This is a genomic window from Neorhizobium tomejilense, from assembly GCF_964254135.1.
Taxonomy (GTDB): domain Bacteria; phylum Pseudomonadota; class Alphaproteobacteria; order Rhizobiales; family Rhizobiaceae; genus Neorhizobium; species Neorhizobium tomejilense.
On the sequence record NZ_CAXUSO020000001.1, the window covers coordinates 1 to 24,156 of the forward strand.

Here is a 24,156-nt window from a genome sequence, read left to right on the forward strand (position 1 = left end):
ATGAAGCATAATGCTCTTTTTGAGCGGTTTAGTGCGCGTTTGAAAGCACAGGTCGGTCAGGATGTTTATGCAAGCTGGTTCGGGCGTTTGAAGCTGCATTCCGTCTCAAAGAGCGTTGTTCGGCTCACGGTACCCACCACTTTTCTGAAATCCTGGATCAACAATCGTTACCTCGATCTGATCACCACCATATTCCAGGCGGAAGACGCCGAGATCCTGAAGGTGGAAATCCTGGTGCGCAGCGCAAGTCGCAGCATCAAGGCGCCCGTGGCAGGTGAAGAGCGCAGTCTGGCTCCGGAACCTGCTGTTGTTGCTTCGTTTCCACGTTCTCAGGGCCCCCGCGAAATTGGCAAGATCGCCACTTTCCCGTCGCCGTCTGCTGCGCCGACGCGTTCTACCCAGGCTCCCGGACCGCTGTTCGGCTCTCCGCTCGACAGCCGCTTTACCTTCGACACCTTCGTGGAAGGCCCGTCGAACCGGGTAGCGCTTGCTGCCGCGAAGACCATCGCTGAAGCGGGCGCCAGCGCGGTCCGTTTCAATCCGCTCTTCATTCATTCGGGTGTCGGTCTCGGCAAGACGCACCTTCTGCAGGCGATCGCCAATGCGGCCGTTGGCAGCGAGCGCATGCCGCGGGTCGTCTATCTGACGGCGGAATATTTCATGTGGCGCTTTGCGACCGCGATCCGCGACAACGACGCGCTGACGCTGAAGGACTCGCTGCGCAATATCGATCTGCTGATCATCGACGACATGCAGTTCCTGCAGGGCAAGATGATCCAGAACGAGTTCTGCCATCTCCTGAACATGCTGCTCGACAGCGCCAAGCAGGTGGTGGTTGCCGCCGATCGGGCGCCCTGGGAGCTGGAATCGCTCGATCCGCGCGTTCGCTCGCGTCTGCAGGGCGGTGTGGCGATCGAAGTCGAGGCGCCGGACTACGAGATGCGTCTCGAGATGATCAAGGGCCGCCTGGCGACTGCCCGCCAGGACGATCCGTCGCTCGATATCCCGGCGGAAATCCTGAGCCACGTCGCTCGCAATGTGACCGCCAGCGGTCGCGAGCTGGAAGGCGCGTTCAACCAGCTTCTGTTCCGCCGCTCCTTCGAGCCCTCCCTGTCGATCGAGCGTGTCGATGAGCTGCTCGCCCATCTGGTGGGCGCAGGCGAGGCCAAGCGCGTCCGCATCGAGGACATCCAGCGCATCGTCGCCCGTCATTATAATGTGTCGCGACAGGAACTGGTCTCGAACCGCCGCACTCGCGTCATCGTCAAGCCGCGCCAGATCGCCATGTATCTGTCGAAGACGCTGACGCCGCGCTCCTTCCCCGAGATCGGCCGCCGCTTCGGCGGCAGGGACCACACGACCGTCCTGCACGCCGTCCGCAAGATCGAGGAATTGATTTCGGGTGACACGAAGCTCAGCCACGAGGTAGAACTGCTGAAACGGCTGATCAACGAGAACAACGCTTAAAATCCATGTTTCTGCTCTCTGTCGCAACGATCTGGGCCGTGGCGTGCATAACGCCAGGGCCCAATACGCTTCTGGTCATGCGTTATGCGCTGACCGCGCCGCGCCGTGTGCCGATCCTGGCGGCGATGGGGACCATTACCGGCACGCTCTGCTGGGGTTTCGCCGGCTGGCTGGGGATCAATGCCCTCTTCCAGGCGGCTCCCTTCGCCTATGTGGCGCTCAAGATCGTCGGCGGGCTTTATCTCGTCTGGCTCGGGTTTAAGATATTCCTGGATGCGCGAAAGTCGCGCCAGTCGGCCGATATCGTGGCGGCTCGCATCGAGGTGCCGCTCAAGACCGCCTACCGGATGGGGCTGGCAACCAATCTTGCCAATCCGAAATCGGCGCTCTTCGTCGCCAGTCTTTTCGCCGCGACCATGCCGGCCGGCACGCCCTTCCTGTATGGCCTGGCGGCGATTGCCGTCATGGTCGCCGTCTCGACGGTCTATTATACCTTCCTGGTCGCGCTGATCACCCACCGAACCGTGGCCGCAGCCTATCTGAAGGCGAAGAAGAAGATCGATCTGGGCGTCGGCATGGTTTTTGTCGGCTTTGGCACCAAGCTGCTGATGTCGCAGCGCTGAGGATCATCAATGGCTATCGAAAAGGATCCGACGGCCAGCTTCTATAGCGAAAACGCGGTGACCTACGCGGCGCGTTCCGCACCGAGCACGCACCGCCTCGATAGCTTCCTGTCAAAACTTGCGCCTGGTGCTGCCATCCTCGAACTCGGCTGCGGCAGCGGGCGGGATAGCGCGGTCATGATCGCGCGGGGTTTCGACGTCACGCCCACGGATGGCACGCCGGAGATGGCGGAGGAGGCCGCCAGACATCTGGGCAAGCCGGTTGCCGTGCTCCGTTTCGGGGAGATCGACGCGGTCTCGGCGTTTGACGGCATATGGGCCAATGCATGCCTTCTGCATGCGCCGCGGGCAGAGCTCGGTCGTATTCTCGGCCGCATCCACAAGGCCTTGCGCCCGGGCGGCGTCTTCTACGCGAGCTTCAAGGCTGGCGAAGCCGAAGGTTATGATGGCCTCGGACGTTATTATAACTATCCGTCCAAGGCCTGGCTAAGCGCGGCCTACGGGGCTTTCGCCTGGGCTTCTGTCGATATCGATGAGGTGCAAGGCAGCGGTTACGACAAAAAGCCGACCGACTGGCTGCATGTTCTGGCGGTAAAAGTGTAAACGCCGGATTTCAGCAAGCCAGATCGGCAACCACCGCGTCGAGGATCAGCATGCCGGACGGCGTGCAGCGCAGCCGCGAATTGCCGATGCGCTCGATGAAGCCGTGTTCCAGCAGCCGCTCCTCACGGATCGGGTCCGGGTCCCGGCCGGAAAGCTGCTGCCAGCGGGCGAGATCGACGCCTTCCCGCAGGCGCAGGCCCATCAGCAGCAATTCGTCGGCCTGTTCCTCGAAGCCGAGGATTTCTTCGTCCAGCATGCCGTGCCCGACACGCTCCACCTGTTCCAGCCAGGTTTCCGGACGCCGTTCGGTGGAGGTCGCGATCTTGTTTCTGCCACGCATCAGGCGCCCGTGGGCGCCGGGTCCGATGCCCGCATACTCGCCGTAGCGCCAATAGGTCAGGTTGTGGCGGCTTTCAGCACCGGGGCGGGCGTGATTGGAAACCTCGTAGGCCGGCATGCCGAACCGCTCGGTAATTTCCTGCGTCGCCTCGTAGAGGGCAGCCGACTGGTCGTCATCCGGCACGATCAGCTTGCCGGCCTTGTGCAGGCCATAGAAGGGCGTGCCTTCCTCGATGGTGAGCTGGTAGAGCGACAAATGGTCGACGGCGTAGGAAACCGCTTCCTTCAGCTCCGCTTCCCAAGCCTCGACCGTCTGTTTCGGTCGTGCATAGATGAGGTCGAACGACATGCGCGGAAAAATCTCCCGCGCCAGCCTGATCGCCTTCAGGGCATCGGCAACGTCATGCAGCCGACCGAGGAATTTGAGGTCCGGATCGTTGAGTGCCTGCACGCCGAGCGAGACGCGGTTGACGCCTGCAGCCCGATAGCCGCGGAAACGGGTCGCTTCGACGCTGGAGGGATTGGCCTCCATGGTGATCTCGATACCGTCAGGAACATGCCAGTGCTTGGCGATGCCGTCGAGTATCGCCGAGACCGTGGCAGGATCCATCAACGAGGGCGTGCCGCCGCCGAGGAAAATGCTGGTGACGGTTTTCGGGCCGCTCATCCGCCGCATCACTTCCATTTCCTTCAGAAAGGCGGCGGTGAAGCGCGGCTGGTCCACGGGCTGGTGGCGCACATGGCTGTTGAAATCGCAATAGGGACACTTGGCCGCGCAGAACGGCCAATGCACATAGATGCCGAAGCCCGGTTCGCCGGTATCGGGCAGAAGGGTATCGGGAAGGAGAGGGGCGGCTGAATTCAAAGCGCCTCAAGCCTCCAGGCAGGTTTCGACGAAACGCTTGAAGGCCCGCGCGCGGTGCGAAAGCGCTTCCGGCTCGCCGGGTTTCCAGCCATGTTTCTGATCACTGCTCATTTCACCGAAGGTAATATCATAGCCCTGCGGTTGGAAGGCCGGATCATAACCAAAACCCTGGGTGCCGCGCGGCGGCCACGCCACGGTGCCTTCCACCTCGCCACGGAACATTTCCGTGTGTCCATCCGGCCAGGCGAGACACAGCACGCTCACAAAGCGGCAGCTACGCTGCTCAGGCTTCGTTGCACCGCGCTCCTCCAGCGCCTTCTCGACCTTTTCCATCGCCATCTGAAAGTCGCGGCTGCCGTCCTCACGCTCCGCCCAGTTGGCGGTATAGACGCCTGGTGCCCCGTCGAGCGCGTCGATGACGATGCCGGAATCATCCGACAGCGCCGGCAGTCCGGAGGCTTTGGCAGAGGCGAGTGCCTTGATCGCGGCGTTTTCCTCGAATGTCGTGCCGGTTTCGTCGGGCTCTTCGAATTTCAGCTCTGCGGCGGATTTCGCGGAAAAGCCGAAGGGACCGATCAGCTCTGCAATCTCGCGGATTTTTCCGGCATTGTGGCTGGCGACGACGATCGTTTTCGTATCGAGCTTGCGCATTACAATTCCTATTCGATATTCCAGAGCCTTGGCTCTGCGCATTCCAGGCTGTTGCCGGCCGGATCGCGGAAATAGATTGAGCGGGCACCGTTCGGCCAGCGGAAATCGCTTTCGATGGCAATGCCTGCCTTGTTGAGCTTTTCCTTGAGCAAGTCAATCGCCTCGCTCGTCATGCGAAAGCAGATATGTCCGGGTCCCGTCGCACCGTGGGGCGGAACCGGCAACGCACCGGCCGGTGGTGGCTTCACCGTCTCGGCGGGATTGAAGATCAGCAGGATGCCCGGCCCGCAACGGAAGAACACATGCCTGTTGCCGGCACGCAGAACCTTTTCAAGCCCGAGAATGCCGCCGTAGAAGGTCTCGGCGGCATCGAGATCGTCAGCATAAAGTGCAGTTTCGAGAATGCCTTCGATCAAACAGCACCTCTTTCAGCGAAAGTCAGGCAATCGCCTGCTTCTGCATCGCCACCAGTTCCTGCGTGCCGTCCTGAGCCAGTGCCAAAAGCTTCAGGAATTCCTCCTGGCTGAAAGGCTTGCCCTCAGCCGTGCCCTGCACCTCGACAATGCCGCCGGTGCCGGTCATCACGAAATTGGCGTCCGTCTCGGCAGCTGAATCCTCGATATAGTCGAGGTCGATAACCGGCTGGCCGGCAAAGATGCCGCAGGAGATCGCCGCGACATGGTCCTTCAGCACCTTGTCGACCTTGGTCATCGAGCGGGCTTCCATCCACTTCAAGCAGTCGTAGAGCGCAATCCAGCCACCGGTGATCGACGCCGTGCGCGTGCCGCCATCCGCCTGGATGACGTCGCAGTCGATGGTGATCTGCTTTTCGCCGAGTGCTTCGAGATCTATGACGGCGCGCAAGGAGCGGCCGATCAGGCGCTGGATTTCCTGGGTGCGGCCGCCCTGCTTTCCAGCAGCGGCTTCGCGCTTCATGCGGTCGCCTGTGGCGCGCGGCAGCATGCCGTATTCGGCGGTGACCCAGCCCTTGCCGCTGTTGCGCAGCCACGGCGGCGTCTTTTCTTCCAGGCTCGCGGTGCACAGCACATGCGTGTCGCCGAACTTGACGAGGCAGGAACCTTCGGCATGTTTGGAGAAATTGCGCTCGAACGAGACCTTGCGCATCTGGTTCAACTGTCTGCCTGAAGGCCGCATGCTTCACTCCCTGGATTTCTGTTTCCGCCTTCTACGGCCCCGGCCAGGCTTTTGCAAAGAAAAAGGCCTAAGGCTCTCTGCGGGCGATTGATTATGCCCGTGGCGATTTTCCCTTTGGAGAAGGCGCGGCGAGTGACTATATTTTGTCGAAAGAACAACGGAACGGTGAAGTTTTAGATGGGATTTTCGGCATCGACGGGTAGGGACAGCGGCTCTGTGCTCGATGACCGTTCGCGCGAAATTTTCCGCCGCATCGTGGAAAGCTATCTGGAGACCGGCGAACCGCTCGGCTCCCGGAATCTTTCCCGCCTGCTGCCGATATCGCTGTCGCCCGCCTCGGTGCGCAATGTGATGAGCGATCTCGAGGAACTCGGGCTCATCTACTCCCCGCATATCAGCGCCGGTCGCCTTCCGACCCAGTCCGGGCTTCGCTTTTTCGTCGATGCTTTCATGCAGGTCGGTGACCTCTCCGCCGAGGAGCGTGCCAATATCGACCGGCAGATCCGGCCTGCGGATCGCGATCAGCCGATGGAAAGCCTGATGGCGGAGGCGAGCCGCATGTTGTCGGGCGTCTCGCGCGGCGCCGGGATCGTCATTACCACCAAAAGCGACCCGGTCCTGAAGCACGTCGAGTTCATCCGCCTGGAGCCGACCAAGGCGCTTGCGGTGCTCGTCGGCGATCATAACCAGGTGGAAAACCGTGTCATCGAACTTCCGGCCGGCGTGACGTCGTCGCAGCTTACCGAGGCGGCCAATTTCCTCAACGCCCACCTCAGCGGCCAGACGCTGCCGGAACTGCGCGGCCAGCTGAAGACGCTCAAGGATCAGGTGCAGGGCGAGCTCCATGCGCTCTCGCAGGAACTGGTCGAGCGCGGCCTTGCGGTCTGGTCCGGCGATAGCGAGGAAGGCAAGCCGACCCAGCTCATCGTCCGCGGCCGAGCCAATCTGCTCGAAGGTCTGGCGGATGTTGCCGATCTCGATCGCCTGCGGTTGCTTTTCGACGATCTCGAAAAGAAGGATAGCCTGATCGAGATCCTCGATCTCGCCGAGAAGGGACCGGGCGTGCGAATCTTCATCGGCTCGGAAAACAAATTGTTCTCCCTGTCGGGCTCTTCGCTCATCGTGGCGCCCTATCGTGACGGCGAAGACCGGATCGTCGGTGCCGTCGGCGTCATCGGGCCGACGCGGCTCAACTATTCGCGCATCGTGCCGATGGTGGATTACACCGCGCAGCTGCTTGCCAGGCTGTCGCGCTGAATTCGCGACCGAGCCGCCCCAACTTTCCCACCAAGCCTTGATTTTTTCACTTTAAACCTCGATATCGGGCACAAATCCAAGCCCGTAAATCCAAGCCAAGAATACCGGAGACCGTCATGACCGACGAAACCAACAAGAACGGACCTGACGCAACTGCCGCGGAGAACACCGTGGAAGCCGTAGCATCTGCTCTTGAGGACGCGGCCAACCAGAAGAATGCCGAGGCGCCTGCCGCCGAACCGGATCCGCTGGAATTGCTGAAAGCCGAAAATAACGAGCTGCGCGACCGCTTTCTGCGGCTGGCGGCCGAAATGGATAACCTGCGCCGCCGCACCGAACGCGAAATCAAGGACGCTAAGTCCTACGCGGCGGCCGGCTTTGCGCGCGACATGCTCGCCGTTTCGGACAACCTGCGCCGGGCGCTGGACGCCGTGCCGACCGAAATGCGCGCCACGGCAGATGCCTCGCTGACCACGCTCCTGGAGGGCGTCGAGATGACCGAGCGCTCGATGCTGTCCGCTCTGGAGCGCCACGGCGTGAAGAAGATCGATCCTGAAGGCCAGAAGTTCGATCCGAACTTCCACCAGGCCATGTTCGAGATCCCGAACCCCGCCGTCCCGAACAATACTGTCGTTCAGGTCGTCCAAGCCGGCTTCACGATCGGCGAACGCGTGCTCCGGCCTGCCATGGTCGGTGTCGCAAAGGGTGGCCCGAAGGCGGAAGCCTCCGCGGAAGCCGCTGGCGAGAAGAACGCCTGAAAGCTTTGAAAAGCGGGCGCAAGCCCGCTTCTCGCTTTGCGCCAGACGCTCCGTCGGCGTTTCGCAGCCTTGACGGCAAGCGCCCGCTCCGCCAGGTCCACGTAAATCTTCCCGTCAAAACGGCTGCTCAAGAACAAAACCGCCCGGCGCTTTGTCAGCGGCCGGGCGGTTCGTTTCGTCCCCACGAATGTGTATGCGGTCAGGCGGCGTGGTTTGCCTGCTCCTCGTTGAGGAAGGCATAGATCGCCGAAGCGGAATCCGTCTTGCGCAGCTTGGCGACAAGGTCCTGGTCGCGCAGCACGCGGGCGATGCGCGACAGCGCCTTCAAATGATCGGCGCCGGCGCCTTCGGGTGCGAGCAGCAGGAACACCAGATCGACCGGCTCGTCATCGAGCGCTTCGAAATCGACCGGCGCTTCAAGGCGCGCGAAAATACCCTTGATCGACGAGATGCTGTTGAGCTTGCCGTGCGGGATGGCGATGCCGTGGCCGACGCCGGTGGAACCGAGCCTTTCGCGCTGCAGGATGATGTCGAAGATTTCTCGTTCGCTCACGCCCGTCAGCTTGGAAGCCTTGGCCGCCAGCTCCTGCAATAGCTGCTTTTTGGAATTTACCTTTAGGGCAGGAATAATCGCATCTTGCTGCAGCAAATCTGCCAATGCCATTCTCGTCATCCTTCGTGCCGCAAGAGCTTGTGCCCTAGGCGAAGGGGAGCGCCGTCTCCGACGCTCTCCCCAGGTGTCAGTTCTTGATATTGGTGGAATCGATCCAGCCAATATTGCCGTCATTGCGGCGGTACACAATGTTCAGATGTTCCTTGCCGGGGCTGCGGAACAGAAGAACAGGCTCGTCTGTCATATCAAGTGCCATGACGGCGCTTGCGACCGTCATCGTCTTCAACTGCTTCGAACTTTCCGCAACAATGGTCGGCGCGAAATCCTCGGGCACTTCCTCCCCTTCATCCGGTACGCTGTCCATAACAGTGTAGGCAACTTCCGCATAACCATTCACATGGTTGCCGGCATGATGATCCTTGAGCCGCCGCTTGTAGCGGCGCAGACGTTTTTCGATCCGCTGCGCTGCGGCGTCGAAACTGATCTGCGGATCATTCGCCTCGCCAGCCGCATGCAGGACGATCCCGGTATCGAGATGCACCTTGCAGTCGGCAGAAAAGCGCGAACCAGCCTTTTCCACGATGACTTGGCTCGAATAGCCTCCGTCGAAGTATTTTGTAACCGCTTCTCCGATTTGGTCCTCGATCCTTTGACGGAACGAATCGCCAATTTCCATATGCTTACCGGATACACGCACACTCATGGAGTTCTTCCTTCTTGTCGTGACTTGCGTGTTCCAGTCTACGCCAAGCCGTCCCCTCATCCAAGCCGTTCACACGCCACCGCGCTAAATTGCTGCAATCGATGCCTGTCTGGATGATGGGATAGGTTTCGTGCCATGTCCCGTGCAGTTGCGGCGGGCTTCTAGCGCCCGATGTTTTAAATGTCAACGGCGGCCGGTCTCGGGTTTTCTGCGTAGGCCTGTGGAAAACCGCCTGTTTCGGCCGCGTTTCAGTATGCCGCGACCCCGGCGATCGCACGCTTTTCGCGGCGGCGCTGAACGGAGGAGGGGATGTTCATCGCCTCGCGGTATTTGGCGACGGTCCGGCGCGCAAGTTCGACGCCGCCGCGTTTCAGGCTGATTACGATATCGTCGTCCGAAAGCACCGCCTCCGGCGTCTCCTGGGCGATGAGCAGGCGAATCCGGTGGCGCACGGCCTCCGCCGAATGGCTGTCGCCGCCTTCCTCCGCCGAGCCGATCGACACCGTGAAGAAATATTTGAGTTCGAACAGGCCCCGCGGCGTCAGCATGTATTTGTTGGAGGTGACGCGGCTGACCGTGGATTCATGCATCTTGATCGCTTCGGCAACGGTCTTGAGGTTGAGCGGCCGCAGGTGGTCGACGCCGTGCATCAGGAAGGCATCCTGCTGGCGGACGATTTCGGTCGCCACCTTCATGATCGTCTTGGCGCGCTGGTCGAGGCTGCGCGTCAGCCAGTTGGCGTTCTGCATGCAATCGGAAAGGAAATTGTGATCGTCGCCGTTTTTCGGGCAGTTCTTGGAGACCGTCTGGAAATAGGTATGGTTCACCAGAACGCGCGGCAGCGTGTCCGGATTGAGCTCCACCATCCAGCCGCCGTCGGGCGATGCCCGCACGACGATATCCGGCGAAATCGTCTCCGACATGCCGCGCTCGAAACCCGCGCCGGGCTTCGGGTTGAGGCCGCGAATTTCCCCAAGCATATCGATCAGGTCTTCGTCGTCGACACCGCAGATCTTTCGAAGCGAGGCGAAGTCGCGTTTGCCGAGCAGATCCAGATGTCTGATCAGTGCATCCATGGCCGGGTCGAGCCGGTCCTTTTCCCGAAGCTGGATTGCCAGACATTCGCTGAGCGATCGCGCAAAGACGCCCGGCGGATCGAGTGTCTGCAGCGAGTGCAGGATGGCTTCCACATTCTCGGCGCTTCTGCCGAGGCGGGCGGCAATCTCCTCGATGTCGCCCAGCATGTAGCCCGCCTCGTCGAGCTGATCGACGAGATGCTGAGCAATCAGGCGGCTGGCCGCATCGACGATCAGGAAGGGGATCTGCTGGTTCAGGTGGTCGCGCAGCGTCACCTGGCCGGCGACGAAATCATCCAGGTCGTAGTCTTCGCCGGACTCGCCGCCCGGCATGGATTTCCACTGGCTGAGCAGTTCCGGCGCATCGGCGCGCCGCACCGGGCCGTCGTCCGGGAAGACGTTTTCGAAGCCCGTATCGAGCCCTTCGCCGAGCCTCTCGGCGCTGATCGAGGAGGAGCCCTCATACCAGTCGCTGTCGACTTCGGCGGCTGCCGAACTCTCGCGGCCTTCGGTCGGGGCAAAGTCGTCGGCGGGGTCGAAGCCTGTTTCCGCGTCGTTTTCGCTCTCGCTTGACGTAATTTCGAGCAGCGGGTTCTTTTCGACTTCCTGGGCGATGAACTGGTTGAGCTCGAAATGCGTCATCTGCAGCAGCTGGATGGATTGCATCAGCTGCGGCGTCATCACCAGCGATTGGGTTTGGCGTAGGAAAAGATTAGCGGATAAACCCATGGCGGACGCGAAACTCCCCTGCAATCCCCTTGAACCACCCGGTCATGGAGTGGTGGACGCTCGACTTCGCCGAGCCCCACAAGGCCAAATTTGCATCTGGCACAAGAATTGCTTTTTTGAAAGATTTGGTCAAGCGCTGCAGTGCGGGAAAGTAAATTTCTTTGTCACGCTGCAACGACCAATTCGCGCCTAGAGGCTGAACTTGTCACCGAGATAAAGACGGCGAACATCCGGGTTGTTGACGATATCGTCTGCCCGGCCATGCGTCAGCACTTCGCCCGCGTGGATGATATAGGCCCGGTCGATCAGGCCCAGCGTTTCGCGGACGTTGTGATCCGTTATCAGAACGCCGATCCCGCGCGCCGTCAAGTGGCGTACGAGGTTCTGAATGTCGGAGACCGAAATGGGATCGACGCCGGCAAAAGGTTCGTCGAGCAGCATGAAGGCCGGGTCGGTCGCAAGCGCCCGGGCAATTTCGAGGCGCCGGCGTTCGCCGCCGGAAAGCGCCACGGCCGCCGATTTCCGCAACTGGCTGATGTGGAACTCTTCCAGCAGCTCGTCGAGCTTGCTTTCCCGCTTGTCCCTGTCGGGCTCGTGCACTTCCAGCACCGCGCGGATGTTTTCCTCGACGGTCAGGCCGCGGAAGATCGAGGCTTCCTGCGGCAGATAACCCACGCCCAGGCGGGCGCGGCGATACATCGGCATGTGGGTGACTTCGTTGCCGTTGATCGCGATCATGCCTTCGTCCACCGGCACCAGACCGGTGATCATGTAGAAGCAAGTCGTCTTGCCCGCACCGTTCGGCCCGAGCAGCCCGACGGCCTCGCCACGGCGCACGACCAGTGACACGCCGTTGACGACGCGACGGGTATCGTAGGTCTTCGAAAGACCATGCGCGACCAGCGTACCTTCGTAGCGCGCTTTATCGCGTACGACGAAGGGTTCGGGCGCGGACGGCTTCCTTGCCGACAGACTGGGGAGGAACGGTATTTTCACGTCAAATGTCTATTATTGCTTTGGTCGCGATTTCGGGTCGAGCAGGATTTCCACACGCCCGCCACAGGCGTCGAGCTTGGCCTGGCCGGTTTCCATCAGTACGGTGAGTTTGCAACCCTTGAAGACGTTGGGGCCTTCCGAGAGCACGACCTGCTTGCCGGAAAGCACGAAGGTCTGGGATTTCATGTCGAACTCGCCTTTCTCGGCGGTCGCCTGCTGCGTTCCCGAGGTCAGGAATACCGTCTCGTCAAGGAAGATCTTGTCGATATTGGCGCTGCCTGAGGTCACCGAGCCACCTTCACCCGTATAAAGAACCGTCATCTTGCCGGCCTTCATCGTGGTCGTGCCCTGCACGACCTGGACGTTGCCGGTAAAATAGGCCTTCTTTTCCTGCTCCTTGATCTCGAGCTGGTCGCTCTGGATCTGGATCGGCTGGTCGCCGGAAAGCTTCAGGCCTTCCATCTGGCTGGTGGTGGTCTGGGCATGTGCGGTCGCTGCCAGACAGGAGATAAATCCTGCCGCGATCAGAACTGCGGTATTGCGTGTAAGAAGGCGGCGATTGATCATGACGGCCGGGCTCTACTTGCCTTGGTTGCGGATGGTGGCTGGATCGAGATGGAGGCGAACCTGGCCTTTGAAGGTGATGGTACGCCCCTTATCCGTTATCTTTAAAGACTCTGCAACAATAGAGCCTTCTTTCATGGAGATATCGACGTGCTCGGGTGATTCCATCACACCCGCGTTGATATCGAGGTGCGCGGACTTGAAGCGGGCGGTGATCCCGTTGCTCATATTGACGTCGAACGGGGAGTTGAGATCGAGCATGTCGGTGCCGCGGTCGAAGTCGGCGGCGGTCGCGGTCACCCGCGCGATCACGTCGTCGTTGACCGGAACGGCGGCTTTGACGTCCTCGAGCGTGATCATGTTCGAGTTCTGGATATCCTGCAGCGCGCGGTTGGCGGTCATCGAGTAGCTGATGCCGTCCTTGTTGCGGCCAGAGATCGCCGGCCGTTCCATGACGATCTTGCCGTTTTCGATTCGGGCGTTTTCAATCGAGAGGTTCTCCGGCAGATAGGCGCGGATGATCGAGACCCCGATGAAGGCAGCCGAAATCACGCCGGCCAGGATCGGCAGCAGTATCTTGAGCCTGCGCACGATGGCGGAATGCGCCAGCGCCGCCTGATAGGCATCCGGGCGCGGCTCCAGCGCCGACGTAAAGCCTGCCGTTTTTCGAATATGCTGCAGCATGAGTGCCGGATAGTTCCTTACTAGCCCATCTCCGTTCTCATCCCGGTTGTGCCGGATGGAGCGGTTGTGAGCTTTGCTTTGTCCGCCAATATGGTTTTGATTCAATCAACAAACAATAATGGGCAACATAAAAACGTGATGTGGTCTGCTGCAAAACACGCTAGAGAGCCTATTTAGCAACGGCGGTTCAGCTCGAAGGGTGATTTTATGGATCAAATGGCAATTGCGGACCGGCGTTCCCTGCGCCGCAAGCTGAGTTTCTGGCGGATCGTCGCACTTGTTTTCCTCGTCGGCATCGGGTTCGCGCTTTACCGTGTCGTTGCCGGCGACGGTGTCGGATCCGCGGTGCCGCATGTTGCCCGCATCCAAATCTCCGGCATGATCATGGATGACAAGGATCTGCTGGAGCGCCTCGACAAGATCGCCGAAAGCAGCCAGGCCAAGGCGCTGATCGTCTCGATCTCTTCGCCGGGTGGGACGACCTATGGCGGCGAGCGCATCTTCAAGGCGATCCGGAAGGTTTCCGAAAAGAAGCCCGTCGTTTCCGATATACGCACGTTGGCCGCCTCTGCCGGCTATATGGTCGCCATGGCCGGCGACCAGATTGTCGCGGGCGAAAGCTCGATCACCGGATCGATCGGGGTGATCTTCCAATACCCGCAGATCGACGAGGTGATGAAGAAGATCGGCGTCTCTCTGCAGGAGATCAAGTCTGCCCCGCTGAAGGCCGAGCCGTCGCCCTTCCATCCGGCAAGCGAGGAAGCCAAGACGATGATCCGCAACATGGTCATGGACAGCTACGCCTGGTTCGTCGATCTCGTTGCCGATCGCCGCAAGCTGCCGCGCGACGAGGTTCTGAAGCTCGCGGACGGCACGATCTTTACCGGCCGCCAGGCGCTCAGCGCCAAGCTTGTCGACAAGCTGGGCGGCGAGGAGGACATCCGCGCCTATTTTGAATCGCGCGGCGTTTCCAAGGACCTGCCGGTCGTCGATTGGAAGGAGCGTAATTCCTCCTCGTCCTTCTGGTTGGCGAGCGCCGTCAGCGAGTTGTTCAAGCTTTCCGGTTTCGGCCAGGCGATCACTCCCGACGCCCTTCGCACCTTCGGCGCAGACAAGTTGTTTCTTGACGGTCTTGTCTCCGTTTGGCAGGTTGGGCGCGGTTGAAAATCTAAACTTTTCAGGGGGCAACCGTGATCAAGTCAGAACTGGTGCAGATCGTCGCGGCTCGCAATCCGCATCTCTACCACCGCGACGTCGAGAACATCGTGAATGCCGTGCTCGACGAGATCACAGATGCCCTGGCAGGCGGAAATCGTGTCGAACTGCGCGGCTTCGGCGCGTTTTCCGTCAAGAACCGTCCCTCCCGGTCCGGCCGCAATCCGCGCACCGGCGAGAGCGTTTTCGTCGAGGAAAAATGGGTTCCTTTCTTCAAGACAGGCAAGGAACTGCGCGAGCGCCTGAATCCGGGTCTTGACGACGAAGAAGATTGATCCCTTCGACGCAGCTTCCGTCGCCCTTGAAACCCCACAAAGCGCGCCTATTCTGCAACAGACGCTGGTAAAACAGCAGACAGTCTGCTGCCGGAGATTCACATGGACAAGTTCAAAAAGATCGTCTCGCTCGTGGTCTTCGTGCCGCTCGGCATCGTGCTGATCGTGCTCGCCGTCGCAAACCGCCAGACAGTCACCCTGGCGCTCAATCCCTTCCGGCCGGACGACGGCATGCTGGCGGTGAGCGCACCGTTTTTCCTGTTCCTGTTCCTGGCCTTGCTGATCGGGCTGTTCATCGGCTCGTTCGTGACCTGGTGGAGCCAGGGCAAGCACCGCAAGCAGGCTCGTGTCGAAGCGCGCGAAGCGGTCCGGTGGCAGAACGAACACAAGGCCGTCGTCGCTGGACGCCCGGCCTCGACCCAACTTCCTTCCAGGTAAAGTAAGGCGGGCTGGATCAGGCTTGCGCGGCCTTGGCGACCACGGCCTTGTTGAAATCCGCGAAGAACTGGCCGGCGAGCTTCTGCGACGTAGAATCGATCAGCCGCGAGCCGAGTTGCGCGATCTTGCCGCCCACCTGAGCCTTTGTGGAGTAGCGCAGCAGCGTATCACTGCCGTCTTCGACCAGAGTGACGGTCGCGGAGCCCTTGGCAAAACCGGCGATGCCGCCCTTGCCCTCGCCCGATATCGTGTAGCTTTCCGGCGGGTTGATGTCCGAAAGTGTCACTTCGCCGGAAAAGTTCGCCGAAACCGGACCGACCTTCAGCTTGACGGTCGCGGAGAGTTCGGTCGGAGACTTCTGTTCGAGCGTCTGGCAACCCGGGATGCACTGGCGAAGGATTTCCGGGTCGTTCAACGCCGCCCAGACCACTTCGCGGGGTGCTGCAATACGTTCTTCGCCGCCCATATCCATGCGATGATCCTCCATCCGCCGTTGCTAGCCTTATTGCAAGGGTGGTGATCTTTGCCAAGGGGGACAAAAGGCGGACAGGCCGGGTCATCAATAAAACACGCCGCCATCGGCTCCCCGGCTTTGAAGAATGGCGAGCAAATGCTATCTGCTGCCGCAAGTCTCAAAATCCAGGCGGATGAACGTATTGAAGAACAAGGAAAGGCGGCCGGGTGAAAAAGCCCGGAGCGAGGCGGGCAACCGGTCCTCCCGCGGGCACGCCACCGCAAAACCGGCGGCAGTCAGGCAGGCCCCACGGCCGCCGGAAAGGGCCGCCAAACCCGCGCCGGCCGCAGTACCGGCGGAAACCCGTCCGCTTTTGCCGCGCAGCGGCGAGCGGCCGCCGGAGCGCGTGCCGATCATTCTCGAATCGTCCGGTGCCGGTGACTTTCACCTGATCGATAGCGGCAACGGGCTCAAACTCGAGCAATACGGCCCTTATCGCATTGTCCGGCCGGAAGCTCAGGCGCTCTGGCAACCGTCTCTTCCCGCCCACGTCTGGGAAAAGGCGGATGCGCTCTTCACCGGCGACACGGACGAGGACGGCATGGGCCGCTGGCGGTTTACCAAGGAAGCGCTTGGCGAAACCTGGCCGCTGTCGCTGCTCGGCACCGATTTTCTCGGCCGCTTCACGTCCTTCCGCCATGTCGGCGTCTTCCCGGAGCAGATCGTTCACTGGGAGTGGATGAAGAACCGCATCGAGGAGGCGAAGCGGCCGGTGAAGGTGCTGAACCTGTTCGGCTACACAGGCGTCGCATCGCTGGTCGCGGCGGCTGCCGGGGCGGAAGTCACCCATGTCGACGCTTCCAAGAAGGCGATCGGCTGGGCGCGCGAGAACCAATCGCTCGCCCGCCTCGACAAGGCGCCGATCCGCTGGATCTGCGAGGATGCGATGAAGTTCATCCTGCGCGAGGAGCGTCGCGGCAACCGCTACGACATCATCCTCACCGATCCGCCGAAATTCGGCCGCGGCCCGAACGGCGAAGTCTGGCAGCTTTTCGATCATCTGCCGCTGATGCTCGACATCTGCCGCGAGCTGTTGTCACCGAAGGCGATCGGCCTTGTCCTGACCGCTTATTCCATCCGCGCCAGCTTCTATTCCATCCATGAACTGATGCGCGAGACGATGCGCGGCGCCGGCGGCGCCGTGGAATCGGGCGAACTCGTCATCCGCGAGGCGGGGCTGGACGGCAAAACGCCGGGCCGTGCGCTTTCCACTTCCCTTTTCAGTCGCTGGGTGCCGGCATGAACGACGATTTTCAGAAGTCCGGACCACGGCGGGTCGGCCAGGTGAAGGAAGTCACCTCGCTTTCCAATCCGATCATCAAGGACATCAAGGCGCTCACCAACAAGAGGGACCGCGAAGAGAGCGGCACCTTCATGGCCGAAGGCCTGAAGCTCGTCATCGACGCGCTGGAGCTCGGCTGGGAAATCCGTACGCTGGTCTATGCCAAGGCGGCCAAGGGCAAGACGCTTGTCGAGCAGGTGGCGGCAAAGACGGTCGCCCATGGCGGCCTCGTGCTGGAAGTCAGCGAGAAGGTGCTCTCGTCGGTCACCCGCCGCGACAATCCGCAGATGGTCGTCGGCATTTTCGAGCAGCGCTGGAAAAGGCTCGACGATCTGAAGCCGGGCAGGGACGAGACGCTGGTCGCGCTCGACCGCGTGCGCGATCCCGGCAATCTCGGCACCATCATCCGCACCGCCGATGCGGCAGGCGCGACCGGGGTAATCCTGGTCGGCGAATGCACAGACCCGTTTTCGCTGGAAACCGTGCGTGCCACCATGGGCTCGGTCTTCGCGGTACCGGTCGTCAAATGTTCGCCGGAAGAATTCCTGATCTGGCAGAAGCGTTCCGGCACCCAGGTCGTGGCGACCCATCTCGCCGGCGCCGTCGATTATCGCACCGTGGATTACTCGAAAAAGCCGGTCGTGCTGCTGATGGGCAACGAGCAGTCCGGCCTGCCGGATAGCCTCGCCAGGGCTGCCGATCGCACCGTTCGCATTCCTCAGCAGGGCAGGGCGGACTCGCTCAACCTCGCCGTCGCGTCCGCCGTGATGCTCTTCGAGGCCCGCCGCCACCTGCTGACCCTGGACGAGAAGAAATGACCGCACGCGTAGTCCTTCTTTCGCGGCCCCTGGTGGCTCTGATCGTCATCGTCATTGCCGTCATTCTCGATCAGGCGGTGAAGATCGCCGTCGAGAATTATCTTCCGATGCAGGAGGCAGTGCCGCTTCTGCCGGTGCTGGCGCTCTACCGAACCTACAATCTCGGCGTCGCCTTTTCCCTGCTGTCGGGCATGGAGCGGGAATTCATCGTCGGCATGCGGGTGCTGATCGTCGCCTTCGTGCTCTGGCTCTGGCGCCGCACCCCGAAGGATCGTCCTTTCGCCCACAGCGGCTTCGCGTTGATCATTGCCGGCGCGATCGGCAACCTGATCGACGGCTTCGCCTATGGCCACGTGATCGACTACATCCTGTTTCACACCGAGACGTGGTCCTTCGCGGTCTTCAATCTGGCGGACAGTTTCATCACCATCGGGGCAGGCCTGGTCATCCTCGACGAGCTGTTCGGCCCGAAAAAGGCCGATCAGTAAAATTTTACCTGATTGCTCTAAGAATTGGGAAAGAAACCCGGTTAGTCTTTCCCAATGCGAGATATCGCCGACATACATGAACGGATCTCGAAGGCGTTCGCGTCTCCCGCCGCGGCCGATATGGCCGAACCGGCGGCGGAAAAGGTCGTGCCCGCATTGGGATTGCTGCAGGATGAAGAAAAGAGGGCGCCGCGCAGCGTCTTTGCCTCGCTCTTTTCCCGGATATCCGAGTGGCGCCGCCAGCGCACGGTTCCCCGGCTCCAGCATGCGTTGAAGAATGCCGAGGCGGCCAGCGCTGCGAAATCCCGGCAGATCGCCACCGTCGTCCACGAAATCCGCACGCCGCTCAACGGCATTCTCGGCATGACCCATCTTCTCGGCCAGACCAAGCTGACGGCGGAACAGCAGAACTATCTAAGCGGCATTCGCCAGTCCGGTTATGCGCTGGCGCAGCTCGTCGAAGACCTGCTCGACTATTCGACGCTGGAAGCCGGCCGCTTCCGGCTCAACAACCGGGCGGAAAATCTCCGCCACCTCATCGAAAACGTCGTCGAGATGCTGGCGCCGCGCGCCCACGAGAAACGCATCGAGATCGCCGCGACGATGACTGCCGATCTCCCCGATCTTCTCGATCTCGATCCGGGCCGCATCCGGCAAGTGCTTTTCAATGTTATCGGCAATGCGGTGAAATTCACCGCCCATGGCGGGGTGCTGGTACGGGCGGCGGTCGAAGAAGGCAACGTCGCCATTGCCGTCATCGATACCGGTCCCGGCATGGCGGCCGATGAACTGACGCGGGTTTTCGGCGAATTCGAGCAGGCAGGTTCCGCCGAGGCCCGCAGCGGCGGCACCGGTCTAGGTCTCGGCATCGCCTCGCGCATTCTGACGGAGTTCGGCGGATCTCTTTCCGTCGCCAGCCAGAAGGGGGCCGGCAGCACGTTCACGATCCGATTCCCTCTGCATTTCGCGGAAACGGCGCAATCGGGTACCGGTGAACGCAACCAGTTGCTGGCCATGTCCCGGGTTCTGCTTCTGGCCCCGGAAGGACCTGCCGCCAAGGCGACGGTCGCGACGATCGAAACGCTTGGCGGCCGCTGCCGGCACGTCGCCAACACGGCCGACGCCCAGATGCTGATCGACCGCGCCGAAACAGGCCCGCTGCCCTATACCGACCTGATCGTCGATCACCGGCTGGCCTCCGATTATGCCAATGAAAAGGCGCATGCGCCGCTCCACCGCATCCTGCTCGTCAACCCCGAGGAACGCGCCTCACAGCCGCAGGATTTCTTCGACGCCTGGCTTATCCGGCCGCTCCGGGAAAAATCCCTGATCGATGTCTTGAGCGGCCGCCTGCGCGGCTTCGGCACACGCGACGCGCTGAACGACAACCAGGCCCTGCCGCCACCGCCCGTTATCGAAAAACATGGCGAAGGGCTCGACGTGCTGCTCGGTGAGGACGACCCCGTCAACGCGCTGATCATCCGTTCGGTTCTGACAAAGGCCGGACATCGGGTCCGTCTCGTCGACGATTTCCCGACGCTGATCGAGACTGTACTCAACCGGGACATGCCGCTCGATCTCATCATTTCCGACATGTACATGCCCGGAGGAGATGTTTTCAATCTCCTGGCGGCGCTGCGTGCCAAGGAGCAGGAGGGCGCCCGGCCTCTGGTCCCGGTGATCGTGCTGACAGGCGAGAGCCGCGAAGCGACGCATCGCGAGGTGCTTCTGAACGGGGCCAGCCGCGTCTTCGCAAAGCCGGTCGATCCGCTGACGCTTCTGGAGGAGGTTCGAATTTTGGGAGTTCTCTCCACCGAGCGCCAACAGGCGCGTTGACGCGACCATCCCTGGAACCTATTGTGACAGCGAATGTCACGTTCTTGTCGCAGAGAAGTGATTTAAGGCGGTGATCGAACCGGGACGGGGAGAATCACCTTGGCAATCGAACTCCTGAACCGTGAAGTGATACCTGAAACAACCCAGGCGCCGGCCTCTGCTCCGGTAAGCGGCGATGTCTTCGGCCGCATTGGCACGCTCGAAACGCGGCTTGCCCGCAGCGAGCGTGAGATCGATGCCGCGCAGGCGGTTCGCTATCGCGTCTTCGTTGAAGAAATGCACGCGACCTTGAGCCCGGACGCCATGCGCCGCCGCCGCGACGTCGACGCCTTTGATGCGATCTGCGACCACCTTCTGGTCGTCGACAACGCAATCGAGGGTGATATCGAAGATCAGATCGTCGGCACCTACCGCCTGCTGCGCCAGGAAGTGGCGCTGGCCAATAACGGCTTCTATTCGGCGTCGGAATTCGACATCGAGCCGCTGCTTGCGCGTCACCCCGACAAACAGTTCATGGAGCTCGGCCGCTCCTGCGTGCTGCCGGACTATCGCACCAAGCGCACCGTCGAACTGCTCTGGCAGGGCAATTGGGCCTATTCGCTGAAGCACGGCATGAACGCGATGTTCGGTTGCGCATCCTTCCCGGGCGTTTCGCCCGAAGAACACGCCATGGCGCTGTCTTTCCTGCACCACACGGTCTCGACCAAGGGCGATTGGGCGGTTTCGGCACTGCCGGAACTCTATCGCTCGATGGACTTGATGCCGATGGAGGGCGTCAACACCCGCAAGGCACTCTCCCTGTTGCCGCCGCTGATCAAGGGATATCTGCGCCTCGGTGCAATGGTAGGCGACGGTGCGGTCATCGACCACGCATTCAACACCACCGACGTGCTGATCGTCCTGCCGATCGCCTCGATCTCGGACCGCTACATCACCCACTTCGGCGCCGACGCGGGACGGTTCGCGAGCTGAGTTATCCGCTAAAATGACGGCCTCTGCCCACACGGCGAAATTATCTTACAAGCTGAATCGTTCCGTTATATCGCGCGATCGTCTCATCCGAGGTTAGCAGCAGCATGCCTTCCGAAATGCTCTGCGCGATCAGCATCCGGTCGAATGGGTCTTTGTGGATGGGAGGCAGGCCCGCCAAGGCAAAAGCGTGCCGGCTGCTCAGGGGGAGCTCTTCATATTCGTTGTCCAGCAACTCGGAATAGAGCTGCATGACATCAACGTGGTAATCGCTCTTTCCGAGTGCGCTCTTGATTGCAAGTTCCCAGAGGCTTGCGGCGCTGAAAAAGAAACGGTGTTCGCCATCTTCCAAAAGGCGCTCGACGATTTTAGGCAACCTTGGCGACTCTTCGGATATCCACACAAGAAGGTGCGAATCGAGAAGAATCCTCACTTGTGCTCGCCATAGAACATGTCTTCGATCTCCTTGGCGAACATCGTGTCGAAGTCGTCCGGAACCGAGATCTGGCCTTTCAGAAAGCCGACCCTACGCTTCTTTTTCGGTTCCCCTACGGGCGCTTCCTCCAGCGGCACGACCTTCACCATCGGCTTGCCGGCCTTGGCGATGACGAACGCTTCGCCCTTCGCAGCCTCTTCGACGAGGCGCGACAAATGCGTCTTGGCTTCATGGATGTTGACGGTTTTCACGGAGCAAGTCTCCAAGTGGACTTAGTTCACTGAACTTAGTCCACTTGGGTCCTGTTTACAAGAAACTCACGTCCCGGCGTTGTAAGCCGCGATTGCCGCCATGTTGACGATGTCGCTGTCCTTCGCACCCATCGAGGTGATCTGCACGGACTTGTCGAGACCGACAAGCAGCGGGCCGATCACCGTCGAAGCGCCGAGTTCCTGCAGCATGCGGGTCGAGATCGAGGCGGAATGGATCGCCGGCATGACCAGCACGTTGGCTGTGCCCGAGAGCCGGCAGAACGGATATTGCTCCATCCGGTGCGAGTTGAGCGCCACATCCGCACCCATTTCGCCGTCATATTCGAAATCCACGCGGCGCTGGTCGAGGATCTTGACCGCCTCGCGAACCCGCTCCGACCGTTCGCCGATCGGCTGCCCGAACGTCGAATAGGCAACGAGTGCGACACGCGGCTCATACCCCATCCGCTTTGCGACGCGGGCGGCTTCGACGGCGATGTCGGCGAGATCCTCGGCGTTCGGCATGTCGTGGACGGCGGTGTCGGCGACAAAAATCGTTCTGCCGCGCGCGATCACCAGCGATACGCCGATTATCTTGTGCCCCGGTTTCGGATCGATGCAGCGGCGGACGTCCTGGAGCGCCGTTGCATAATTGCGGGTCGTGCCGGTCACCATCGCATCCGCGTCGCCGATGGCGACCATGGTCGCGGCGAAATGGTTGCGGTCGTTGTGGATAAGGCGCTGGACATCGCGGTGGAGGAAGCCTTCGCGCTGCAGGCGGGCATAGAGGTGGTCGATATAGGCATCGACACGATTGGAGAGGCGTGCATTGACGACCTCGATGCCGGGACGGTCGAGATCGATGCCGGCCTTTTCCGCCGTTGCGCGGATGACGTCGTCACGACCGAGAAGGATGGCAGTGCCGAGCTTCTGGTTGGTGAAGGAAATCGCCGCGCGCATGACCTGTTCTTCTTCGGCCTCAGCAAAGACGACGCGTTTCGGGAAGCGGCGGACGCGCTCGTAGATGCCTTGTGTCGTCGCCGCGATCGGATCGCGGCGGGCGGAGAGCTCCGAGGCGTAGGCGGCAAGATCGGCGATGTTCTTGCGGGCGACGCCGCTTTCCATCGCCGCTTCGGCAACGGCGACCGGGATCGCCGAGATGAGGCGCGGATCGAACGGGACCGGGATGATGTATTGCGCCCCGAAACGGGGGCGGTTGCCCTGGTAGGCGGCGGCAACATCGTCAGGCACGTCTTCGCGGGCGAGATTGGCGAGCGCGTTGACGGCGGCGATCTTCATCGCGTCGTTGATCTGGCTGGCCCGCACATCGAGCGCGCCACGGAAGATATAGGGGAAGCCGAGCACGTTGTTGACCTGGTTCGGATAGTCCGAACGGCCGGTCGCCATGATTGCGTCGTCGCGGATGCGGGCGACTTCTTCCGGCGTGATTTCCGGATCGGGGTTGGCCATCGCGAAAATGATCGGCCTTTCGGCCATGGAGCGGATCATCTCTTCGGTAAAGGCGCCCTTCTGGGAAAGGCCCAACACGACATCCGCGTCCTTCATGGCCTCGGCGAGGGTCCGCTTGGCAGTGTTCACTGCGTGGGCGGACTTCCACTGGTTCATGCCTTCGGTGCGGCCCTGATAGATGACGCCCTTGGTGTCGCAGAGAATGACATTTTCGGAATTGAAGCCCATCGCCTTGATGAGTTCGACGCAGGCGATTGCCGCAGCACCGGCGCCGTTGCAGACGAGCTTGGTGGTCTTGAGGTCCCGGCCGGTCAGTTCCAGCGCATTGATCAGGCCGGCGGCGGCGATGATTGCAGTGCCGTGCTGGTCGTCATGGAAGACCGGGATGTCCATCAACTCGCGCAGGCGGCTCTCGATGATGAAACATTCCGGCGCCTTGATATCCTCGAGATTGATGCCGCCGAAGGAGGGGCCGAGGAACCGCACGCAGTTGATGAACTCGTCGACATTTTCCGTATCGACTTCAAGGTCGATGGAATCGACGTCGGCGAAGCGCTTGAACAGCACGGCCTTGCCTTCCATCACCGGCTTCGAGGCAAGCGCTCCGAGATTGCCGAGGCCGAGGATCGCCGTGCCGTTGGAGATGACGGCCACCATGTTGCCGCGCGTCGTGTAGTCATAGGCGGTTGCCGGGTTTGCGGCGATTGCCAGGACCGGGACGGCAACGCCAGGCGAATAGGCGAGCGACAGATCGCGCTGGGTGGCCATCGGCTTGGTGGGATTGATTTCGAGTTTACCCGGGCGGCCTTCCGAATGGAAATCGAGTGCTTCCTGTTCAGTCACGGAAGCCCGCGCACGTGCGGCCTTCCCCGTGGCCTTGTCCTTAGCAGGCATGTCTCCTCCAGCTTTTTGTGGGCAGCCGTCCTCTAGGCCGCGGCAGATGTTGTCTTTCAGGTGCCTTCATCGATAGTGTCGCAAGTTCCAGCGCGCAACAAAAAATCGGTTCCGTGACCCAGTTTGAAAGATTCCCCATCGAAGCCCTGAATACTGCCGAGCTTGCCTCGGAGGAAAGTCGCGCGTC

General features: G+C 61.2%; 27 protein-coding genes. 13 read left to right on the forward strand and 14 right to left on the reverse strand.

What is annotated here, in order from left to right; all coding sequences use genetic code 11:
* The 3 genes from dnaA to ACSQ3G_RS00015 form a co-directional block, all read left to right on the forward strand.
* A partial coding sequence (gene dnaA, locus ACSQ3G_RS00005; RefSeq protein ID WP_436108620.1) for a chromosomal replication initiator protein DnaA occupies positions 1 to 1,467 on the forward strand: 1,467 nt, incomplete at its 5' end.
* 5 nt (positions 1,468 to 1,472) lie between these two features.
* The gene (locus tag ACSQ3G_RS00010) at positions 1,473 to 2,090 is read left to right on the forward strand and encodes a LysE family translocator (RefSeq protein WP_436108621.1); all 618 of its coding nucleotides are present in this window, start codon (positions 1,473 to 1,475) and stop codon (positions 2,088 to 2,090) included.
* Between the two features lie 9 nt (positions 2,091 to 2,099).
* Positions 2,100 to 2,693, forward strand: a complete 594-nt coding sequence (locus ACSQ3G_RS00015) for a class I SAM-dependent methyltransferase (protein ID WP_436108622.1) — start codon at positions 2,100 to 2,102, stop codon at positions 2,691 to 2,693.
* 10 nt (positions 2,694 to 2,703) lie between these two features.
* On the opposite strand, the gene hemW is transcribed toward ACSQ3G_RS00015, so the two are convergent.
* From hemW to rph, 4 genes are read right to left on the reverse strand one after another with little or no spacing between them, the layout of a single operon-like run.
* Positions 2,704 to 3,897, reverse strand: coding sequence for a radical SAM family heme chaperone HemW (gene hemW, locus ACSQ3G_RS00020; protein WP_436108623.1), 1,194 nt, complete (start codon positions 3,895 to 3,897; stop codon positions 2,704 to 2,706).
* A 6-nt stretch (positions 3,898 to 3,903) separates the two neighbouring features.
* Positions 3,904 to 4,548 carry an RdgB/HAM1 family non-canonical purine NTP pyrophosphatase gene (gene rdgB / locus ACSQ3G_RS00025; protein ID WP_436108624.1) on the reverse strand — a complete coding sequence of 215 codons (645 nt, stop codon included), beginning with the start codon at positions 4,546 to 4,548 and terminating at the stop codon, positions 3,904 to 3,906.
* A gap of 8 nt (positions 4,549 to 4,556) precedes the next feature.
* Positions 4,557 to 4,964, reverse strand: a complete 408-nt coding sequence (locus tag ACSQ3G_RS00030; protein ID WP_436108625.1) for a VOC family protein — start codon at positions 4,962 to 4,964, stop codon at positions 4,557 to 4,559.
* A 22-nt stretch (positions 4,965 to 4,986) separates the two neighbouring features.
* Positions 4,987 to 5,703, reverse strand: coding sequence for a ribonuclease PH (gene rph, locus ACSQ3G_RS00035; protein ID WP_046603110.1), 717 nt, complete (start codon positions 5,701 to 5,703; stop codon positions 4,987 to 4,989).
* A 177-nt stretch (positions 5,704 to 5,880) separates the two neighbouring features.
* Here rph and hrcA point away from each other — a divergent pair, with 177 nt between their 5' ends.
* Complete coding sequence (gene hrcA / locus ACSQ3G_RS00040; RefSeq protein WP_105424563.1) at positions 5,881 to 6,960, forward strand: heat-inducible transcriptional repressor HrcA; 1,080 nt, start codon at positions 5,881 to 5,883, stop codon at positions 6,958 to 6,960.
* Between the two features lie 116 nt (positions 6,961 to 7,076).
* Entirely contained in the window at positions 7,077 to 7,718 is a 642-nt protein-coding gene (gene grpE, locus ACSQ3G_RS00045; protein WP_105438639.1) for a nucleotide exchange factor GrpE, read from the forward strand.
* A gap of 199 nt (positions 7,719 to 7,917) precedes the next feature.
* Here grpE and ptsN read toward each other — a convergent pair whose 3' ends face one another.
* The 6 genes from ptsN to lptC form a co-directional block, all read right to left on the reverse strand.
* Entirely contained in the window at positions 7,918 to 8,382 is a 465-nt protein-coding gene (gene ptsN, locus ACSQ3G_RS00050) for a PTS IIA-like nitrogen regulatory protein PtsN (RefSeq protein ID WP_038539110.1), read from the reverse strand.
* Positions 8,383 to 8,458: 76 nt separating this feature from the next.
* Positions 8,459 to 9,034 (reverse strand): ribosome hibernation-promoting factor, HPF/YfiA family, encoded by a 576-nt coding sequence (gene hpf / locus ACSQ3G_RS00055; protein WP_037079483.1) that lies wholly within the window; start codon positions 9,032 to 9,034, stop codon positions 8,459 to 8,461.
* A 248-nt stretch (positions 9,035 to 9,282) separates the two neighbouring features.
* Positions 9,283 to 10,839: an RNA polymerase factor sigma-54 gene (gene rpoN / locus ACSQ3G_RS00060; RefSeq protein WP_105404211.1), complete on the reverse strand. Its 1,557-nt coding sequence runs from the start codon at positions 10,837 to 10,839 to the stop codon at positions 9,283 to 9,285.
* A 189-nt stretch (positions 10,840 to 11,028) separates the two neighbouring features.
* A complete protein-coding gene (gene lptB, locus ACSQ3G_RS00065) occupies positions 11,029 to 11,835 on the reverse strand; it encodes an LPS export ABC transporter ATP-binding protein (RefSeq protein WP_371412008.1) in 807 nt (268 codons plus the stop codon).
* A 12-nt stretch (positions 11,836 to 11,847) separates the two neighbouring features.
* Positions 11,848 to 12,402, reverse strand: coding sequence for an LptA/OstA family protein (locus ACSQ3G_RS00070; protein WP_046630413.1), 555 nt, complete (start codon positions 12,400 to 12,402; stop codon positions 11,848 to 11,850).
* A gap of 12 nt (positions 12,403 to 12,414) precedes the next feature.
* Positions 12,415 to 13,083 carry an LPS export ABC transporter periplasmic protein LptC gene (lptC, locus tag ACSQ3G_RS00075; RefSeq protein WP_436108626.1) on the reverse strand — a complete coding sequence of 223 codons (669 nt, stop codon included), beginning with the start codon at positions 13,081 to 13,083 and terminating at the stop codon, positions 12,415 to 12,417.
* Positions 13,084 to 13,290: 207 nt separating this feature from the next.
* Here lptC and sppA point away from each other — a divergent pair, with 207 nt between their 5' ends.
* From sppA to ACSQ3G_RS00090, 3 genes are all read left to right on the forward strand, one after another.
* On the forward strand, positions 13,291 to 14,247 hold the full coding sequence (sppA, locus tag ACSQ3G_RS00080; protein ID WP_105438636.1) for a signal peptide peptidase SppA: 957 nt from the start codon (positions 13,291 to 13,293) through the stop codon (positions 14,245 to 14,247).
* A 26-nt stretch (positions 14,248 to 14,273) separates the two neighbouring features.
* Positions 14,274 to 14,573 (forward strand): integration host factor subunit beta, encoded by a 300-nt coding sequence (locus ACSQ3G_RS00085; RefSeq protein ID WP_007759833.1) that lies wholly within the window; start codon positions 14,274 to 14,276, stop codon positions 14,571 to 14,573.
* 102 nt (positions 14,574 to 14,675) lie between these two features.
* On the forward strand, positions 14,676 to 15,011 hold the full coding sequence (locus ACSQ3G_RS00090; RefSeq protein WP_436108627.1) for a lipopolysaccharide assembly protein LapA domain-containing protein: 336 nt from the start codon (positions 14,676 to 14,678) through the stop codon (positions 15,009 to 15,011).
* 16 nt (positions 15,012 to 15,027) lie between these two features.
* Here ACSQ3G_RS00090 and ACSQ3G_RS00095 read toward each other — a convergent pair whose 3' ends face one another.
* A complete protein-coding gene (locus tag ACSQ3G_RS00095; protein ID WP_037079466.1) occupies positions 15,028 to 15,483 on the reverse strand; it encodes an SRPBCC family protein in 456 nt (151 codons plus the stop codon).
* A 175-nt stretch (positions 15,484 to 15,658) separates the two neighbouring features.
* Here ACSQ3G_RS00095 and ACSQ3G_RS00100 point away from each other — a divergent pair, with 175 nt between their 5' ends.
* The 5 genes from ACSQ3G_RS00100 (at position 15,659) to olsB (ending at position 20,921) form a co-directional block, all read left to right on the forward strand.
* The gene (locus ACSQ3G_RS00100) at positions 15,659 to 16,768 is read left to right on the forward strand and encodes a class I SAM-dependent methyltransferase (protein ID WP_436108628.1); all 1,110 of its coding nucleotides are present in this window, start codon (positions 15,659 to 15,661) and stop codon (positions 16,766 to 16,768) included.
* Positions 16,765 to 17,625, forward strand: coding sequence for a TrmH family RNA methyltransferase (locus ACSQ3G_RS00105; protein WP_436108629.1), 861 nt, complete (start codon positions 16,765 to 16,767; stop codon positions 17,623 to 17,625). The genes ACSQ3G_RS00100 and ACSQ3G_RS00105 overlap by 4 nt, the downstream gene beginning before the upstream one ends.
* Positions 17,622 to 18,113 carry a signal peptidase II gene (gene lspA, locus ACSQ3G_RS00110; protein ID WP_436108630.1) on the forward strand — a complete coding sequence of 164 codons (492 nt, stop codon included), beginning with the start codon at positions 17,622 to 17,624 and terminating at the stop codon, positions 18,111 to 18,113. Before ACSQ3G_RS00105 ends, lspA begins: the two co-directional genes overlap by 4 nt.
* A gap of 54 nt (positions 18,114 to 18,167) precedes the next feature.
* A complete protein-coding gene (locus ACSQ3G_RS00115; protein WP_436108631.1) occupies positions 18,168 to 19,949 on the forward strand; it encodes a hybrid sensor histidine kinase/response regulator in 1,782 nt (593 codons plus the stop codon).
* A gap of 99 nt (positions 19,950 to 20,048) precedes the next feature.
* Positions 20,049 to 20,921: a l-ornithine N(alpha)-acyltransferase gene (gene olsB, locus ACSQ3G_RS00120; RefSeq protein WP_046667409.1), complete on the forward strand. Its 873-nt coding sequence runs from the start codon at positions 20,049 to 20,051 to the stop codon at positions 20,919 to 20,921.
* 40 nt (positions 20,922 to 20,961) lie between these two features.
* Here olsB and ACSQ3G_RS00125 read toward each other — a convergent pair whose 3' ends face one another.
* The 3 genes from ACSQ3G_RS00125 to ACSQ3G_RS00135 form a co-directional block, all read right to left on the reverse strand.
* A complete protein-coding gene (locus tag ACSQ3G_RS00125; RefSeq protein ID WP_105432802.1) occupies positions 20,962 to 21,351 on the reverse strand; it encodes a type II toxin-antitoxin system VapC family toxin in 390 nt (129 codons plus the stop codon).
* Positions 21,348 to 21,605: a type II toxin-antitoxin system Phd/YefM family antitoxin gene (locus tag ACSQ3G_RS00130; RefSeq protein WP_436108632.1), complete on the reverse strand. Its 258-nt coding sequence runs from the start codon at positions 21,603 to 21,605 to the stop codon at positions 21,348 to 21,350. Before ACSQ3G_RS00130 ends, ACSQ3G_RS00125 begins: the two co-directional genes overlap by 4 nt.
* Before the next feature lie 66 nt (positions 21,606 to 21,671).
* Entirely contained in the window at positions 21,672 to 23,969 is a 2,298-nt protein-coding gene (locus ACSQ3G_RS00135; RefSeq protein ID WP_436108633.1) for an NADP-dependent malic enzyme, read from the reverse strand.
* Between the last annotated feature and the right edge of the window lie 187 nt (positions 23,970 to 24,156).

What these genes read in the sequence shown, in the direction of transcription:
- ACSQ3G_RS00010 (WP_436108621.1), top strand. Translation starts at nt 1,473, where the DNA reads ATGTTTCTGCTCTCTGTCGCAACGATCTGGGCCGTGGCGTGCATAACG.
- ACSQ3G_RS00015 (WP_436108622.1), top strand. Translation starts at nt 2,100, where the DNA reads ATGGCTATCGAAAAGGATCCGACGGCCAGCTTCTATAGCGAAAACGCG.
- rdgB (WP_436108624.1), bottom strand. Translation starts at nt 4,548, where the DNA reads ATGCGCAAGCTCGATACGAAAACGATCGTCGTCGCCAGCCACAATGCC.
- rph (WP_046603110.1), bottom strand. Translation starts at nt 5,703, where the DNA reads ATGCGGCCTTCAGGCAGACAGTTGAACCAGATGCGCAAGGTCTCGTTC.
- hrcA (WP_105424563.1), top strand. Translation starts at nt 5,881, where the DNA reads ATGGGATTTTCGGCATCGACGGGTAGGGACAGCGGCTCTGTGCTCGAT.
- grpE (WP_105438639.1), top strand. Translation starts at nt 7,077, where the DNA reads ATGACCGACGAAACCAACAAGAACGGACCTGACGCAACTGCCGCGGAG.
- ptsN (WP_038539110.1), bottom strand. Translation starts at nt 8,382, where the DNA reads ATGGCATTGGCAGATTTGCTGCAGCAAGATGCGATTATTCCTGCCCTA.
- hpf (WP_037079483.1), bottom strand. Translation starts at nt 9,034, where the DNA reads ATGAGTGTGCGTGTATCCGGTAAGCATATGGAAATTGGCGATTCGTTC.
- rpoN (WP_105404211.1), bottom strand. Translation starts at nt 10,839, where the DNA reads ATGGGTTTATCCGCTAATCTTTTCCTACGCCAAACCCAATCGCTGGTG.
- ACSQ3G_RS00070 (WP_046630413.1), bottom strand. Translation starts at nt 12,402, where the DNA reads ATGATCAATCGCCGCCTTCTTACACGCAATACCGCAGTTCTGATCGCG.
- lptC (WP_436108626.1), bottom strand. Translation starts at nt 13,083, where the DNA reads ATGCTGCAGCATATTCGAAAAACGGCAGGCTTTACGTCGGCGCTGGAG.
- sppA (WP_105438636.1), top strand. Translation starts at nt 13,291, where the DNA reads ATGGATCAAATGGCAATTGCGGACCGGCGTTCCCTGCGCCGCAAGCTG.
- ACSQ3G_RS00090 (WP_436108627.1), top strand. Translation starts at nt 14,676, where the DNA reads ATGGACAAGTTCAAAAAGATCGTCTCGCTCGTGGTCTTCGTGCCGCTC.
- ACSQ3G_RS00095 (WP_037079466.1), bottom strand. Translation starts at nt 15,483, where the DNA reads ATGGATATGGGCGGCGAAGAACGTATTGCAGCACCCCGCGAAGTGGTC.
- ACSQ3G_RS00100 (WP_436108628.1), top strand. Translation starts at nt 15,659, where the DNA reads ATGAACGTATTGAAGAACAAGGAAAGGCGGCCGGGTGAAAAAGCCCGG.
- ACSQ3G_RS00105 (WP_436108629.1), top strand. Translation starts at nt 16,765, where the DNA reads ATGAACGACGATTTTCAGAAGTCCGGACCACGGCGGGTCGGCCAGGTG.
- lspA (WP_436108630.1), top strand. Translation starts at nt 17,622, where the DNA reads ATGACCGCACGCGTAGTCCTTCTTTCGCGGCCCCTGGTGGCTCTGATC.
- ACSQ3G_RS00115 (WP_436108631.1), top strand. Translation starts at nt 18,168, where the DNA reads ATGCGAGATATCGCCGACATACATGAACGGATCTCGAAGGCGTTCGCG.
- ACSQ3G_RS00135 (WP_436108633.1), bottom strand. Translation starts at nt 23,969, where the DNA reads ATGCCTGCTAAGGACAAGGCCACGGGGAAGGCCGCACGTGCGCGGGCT.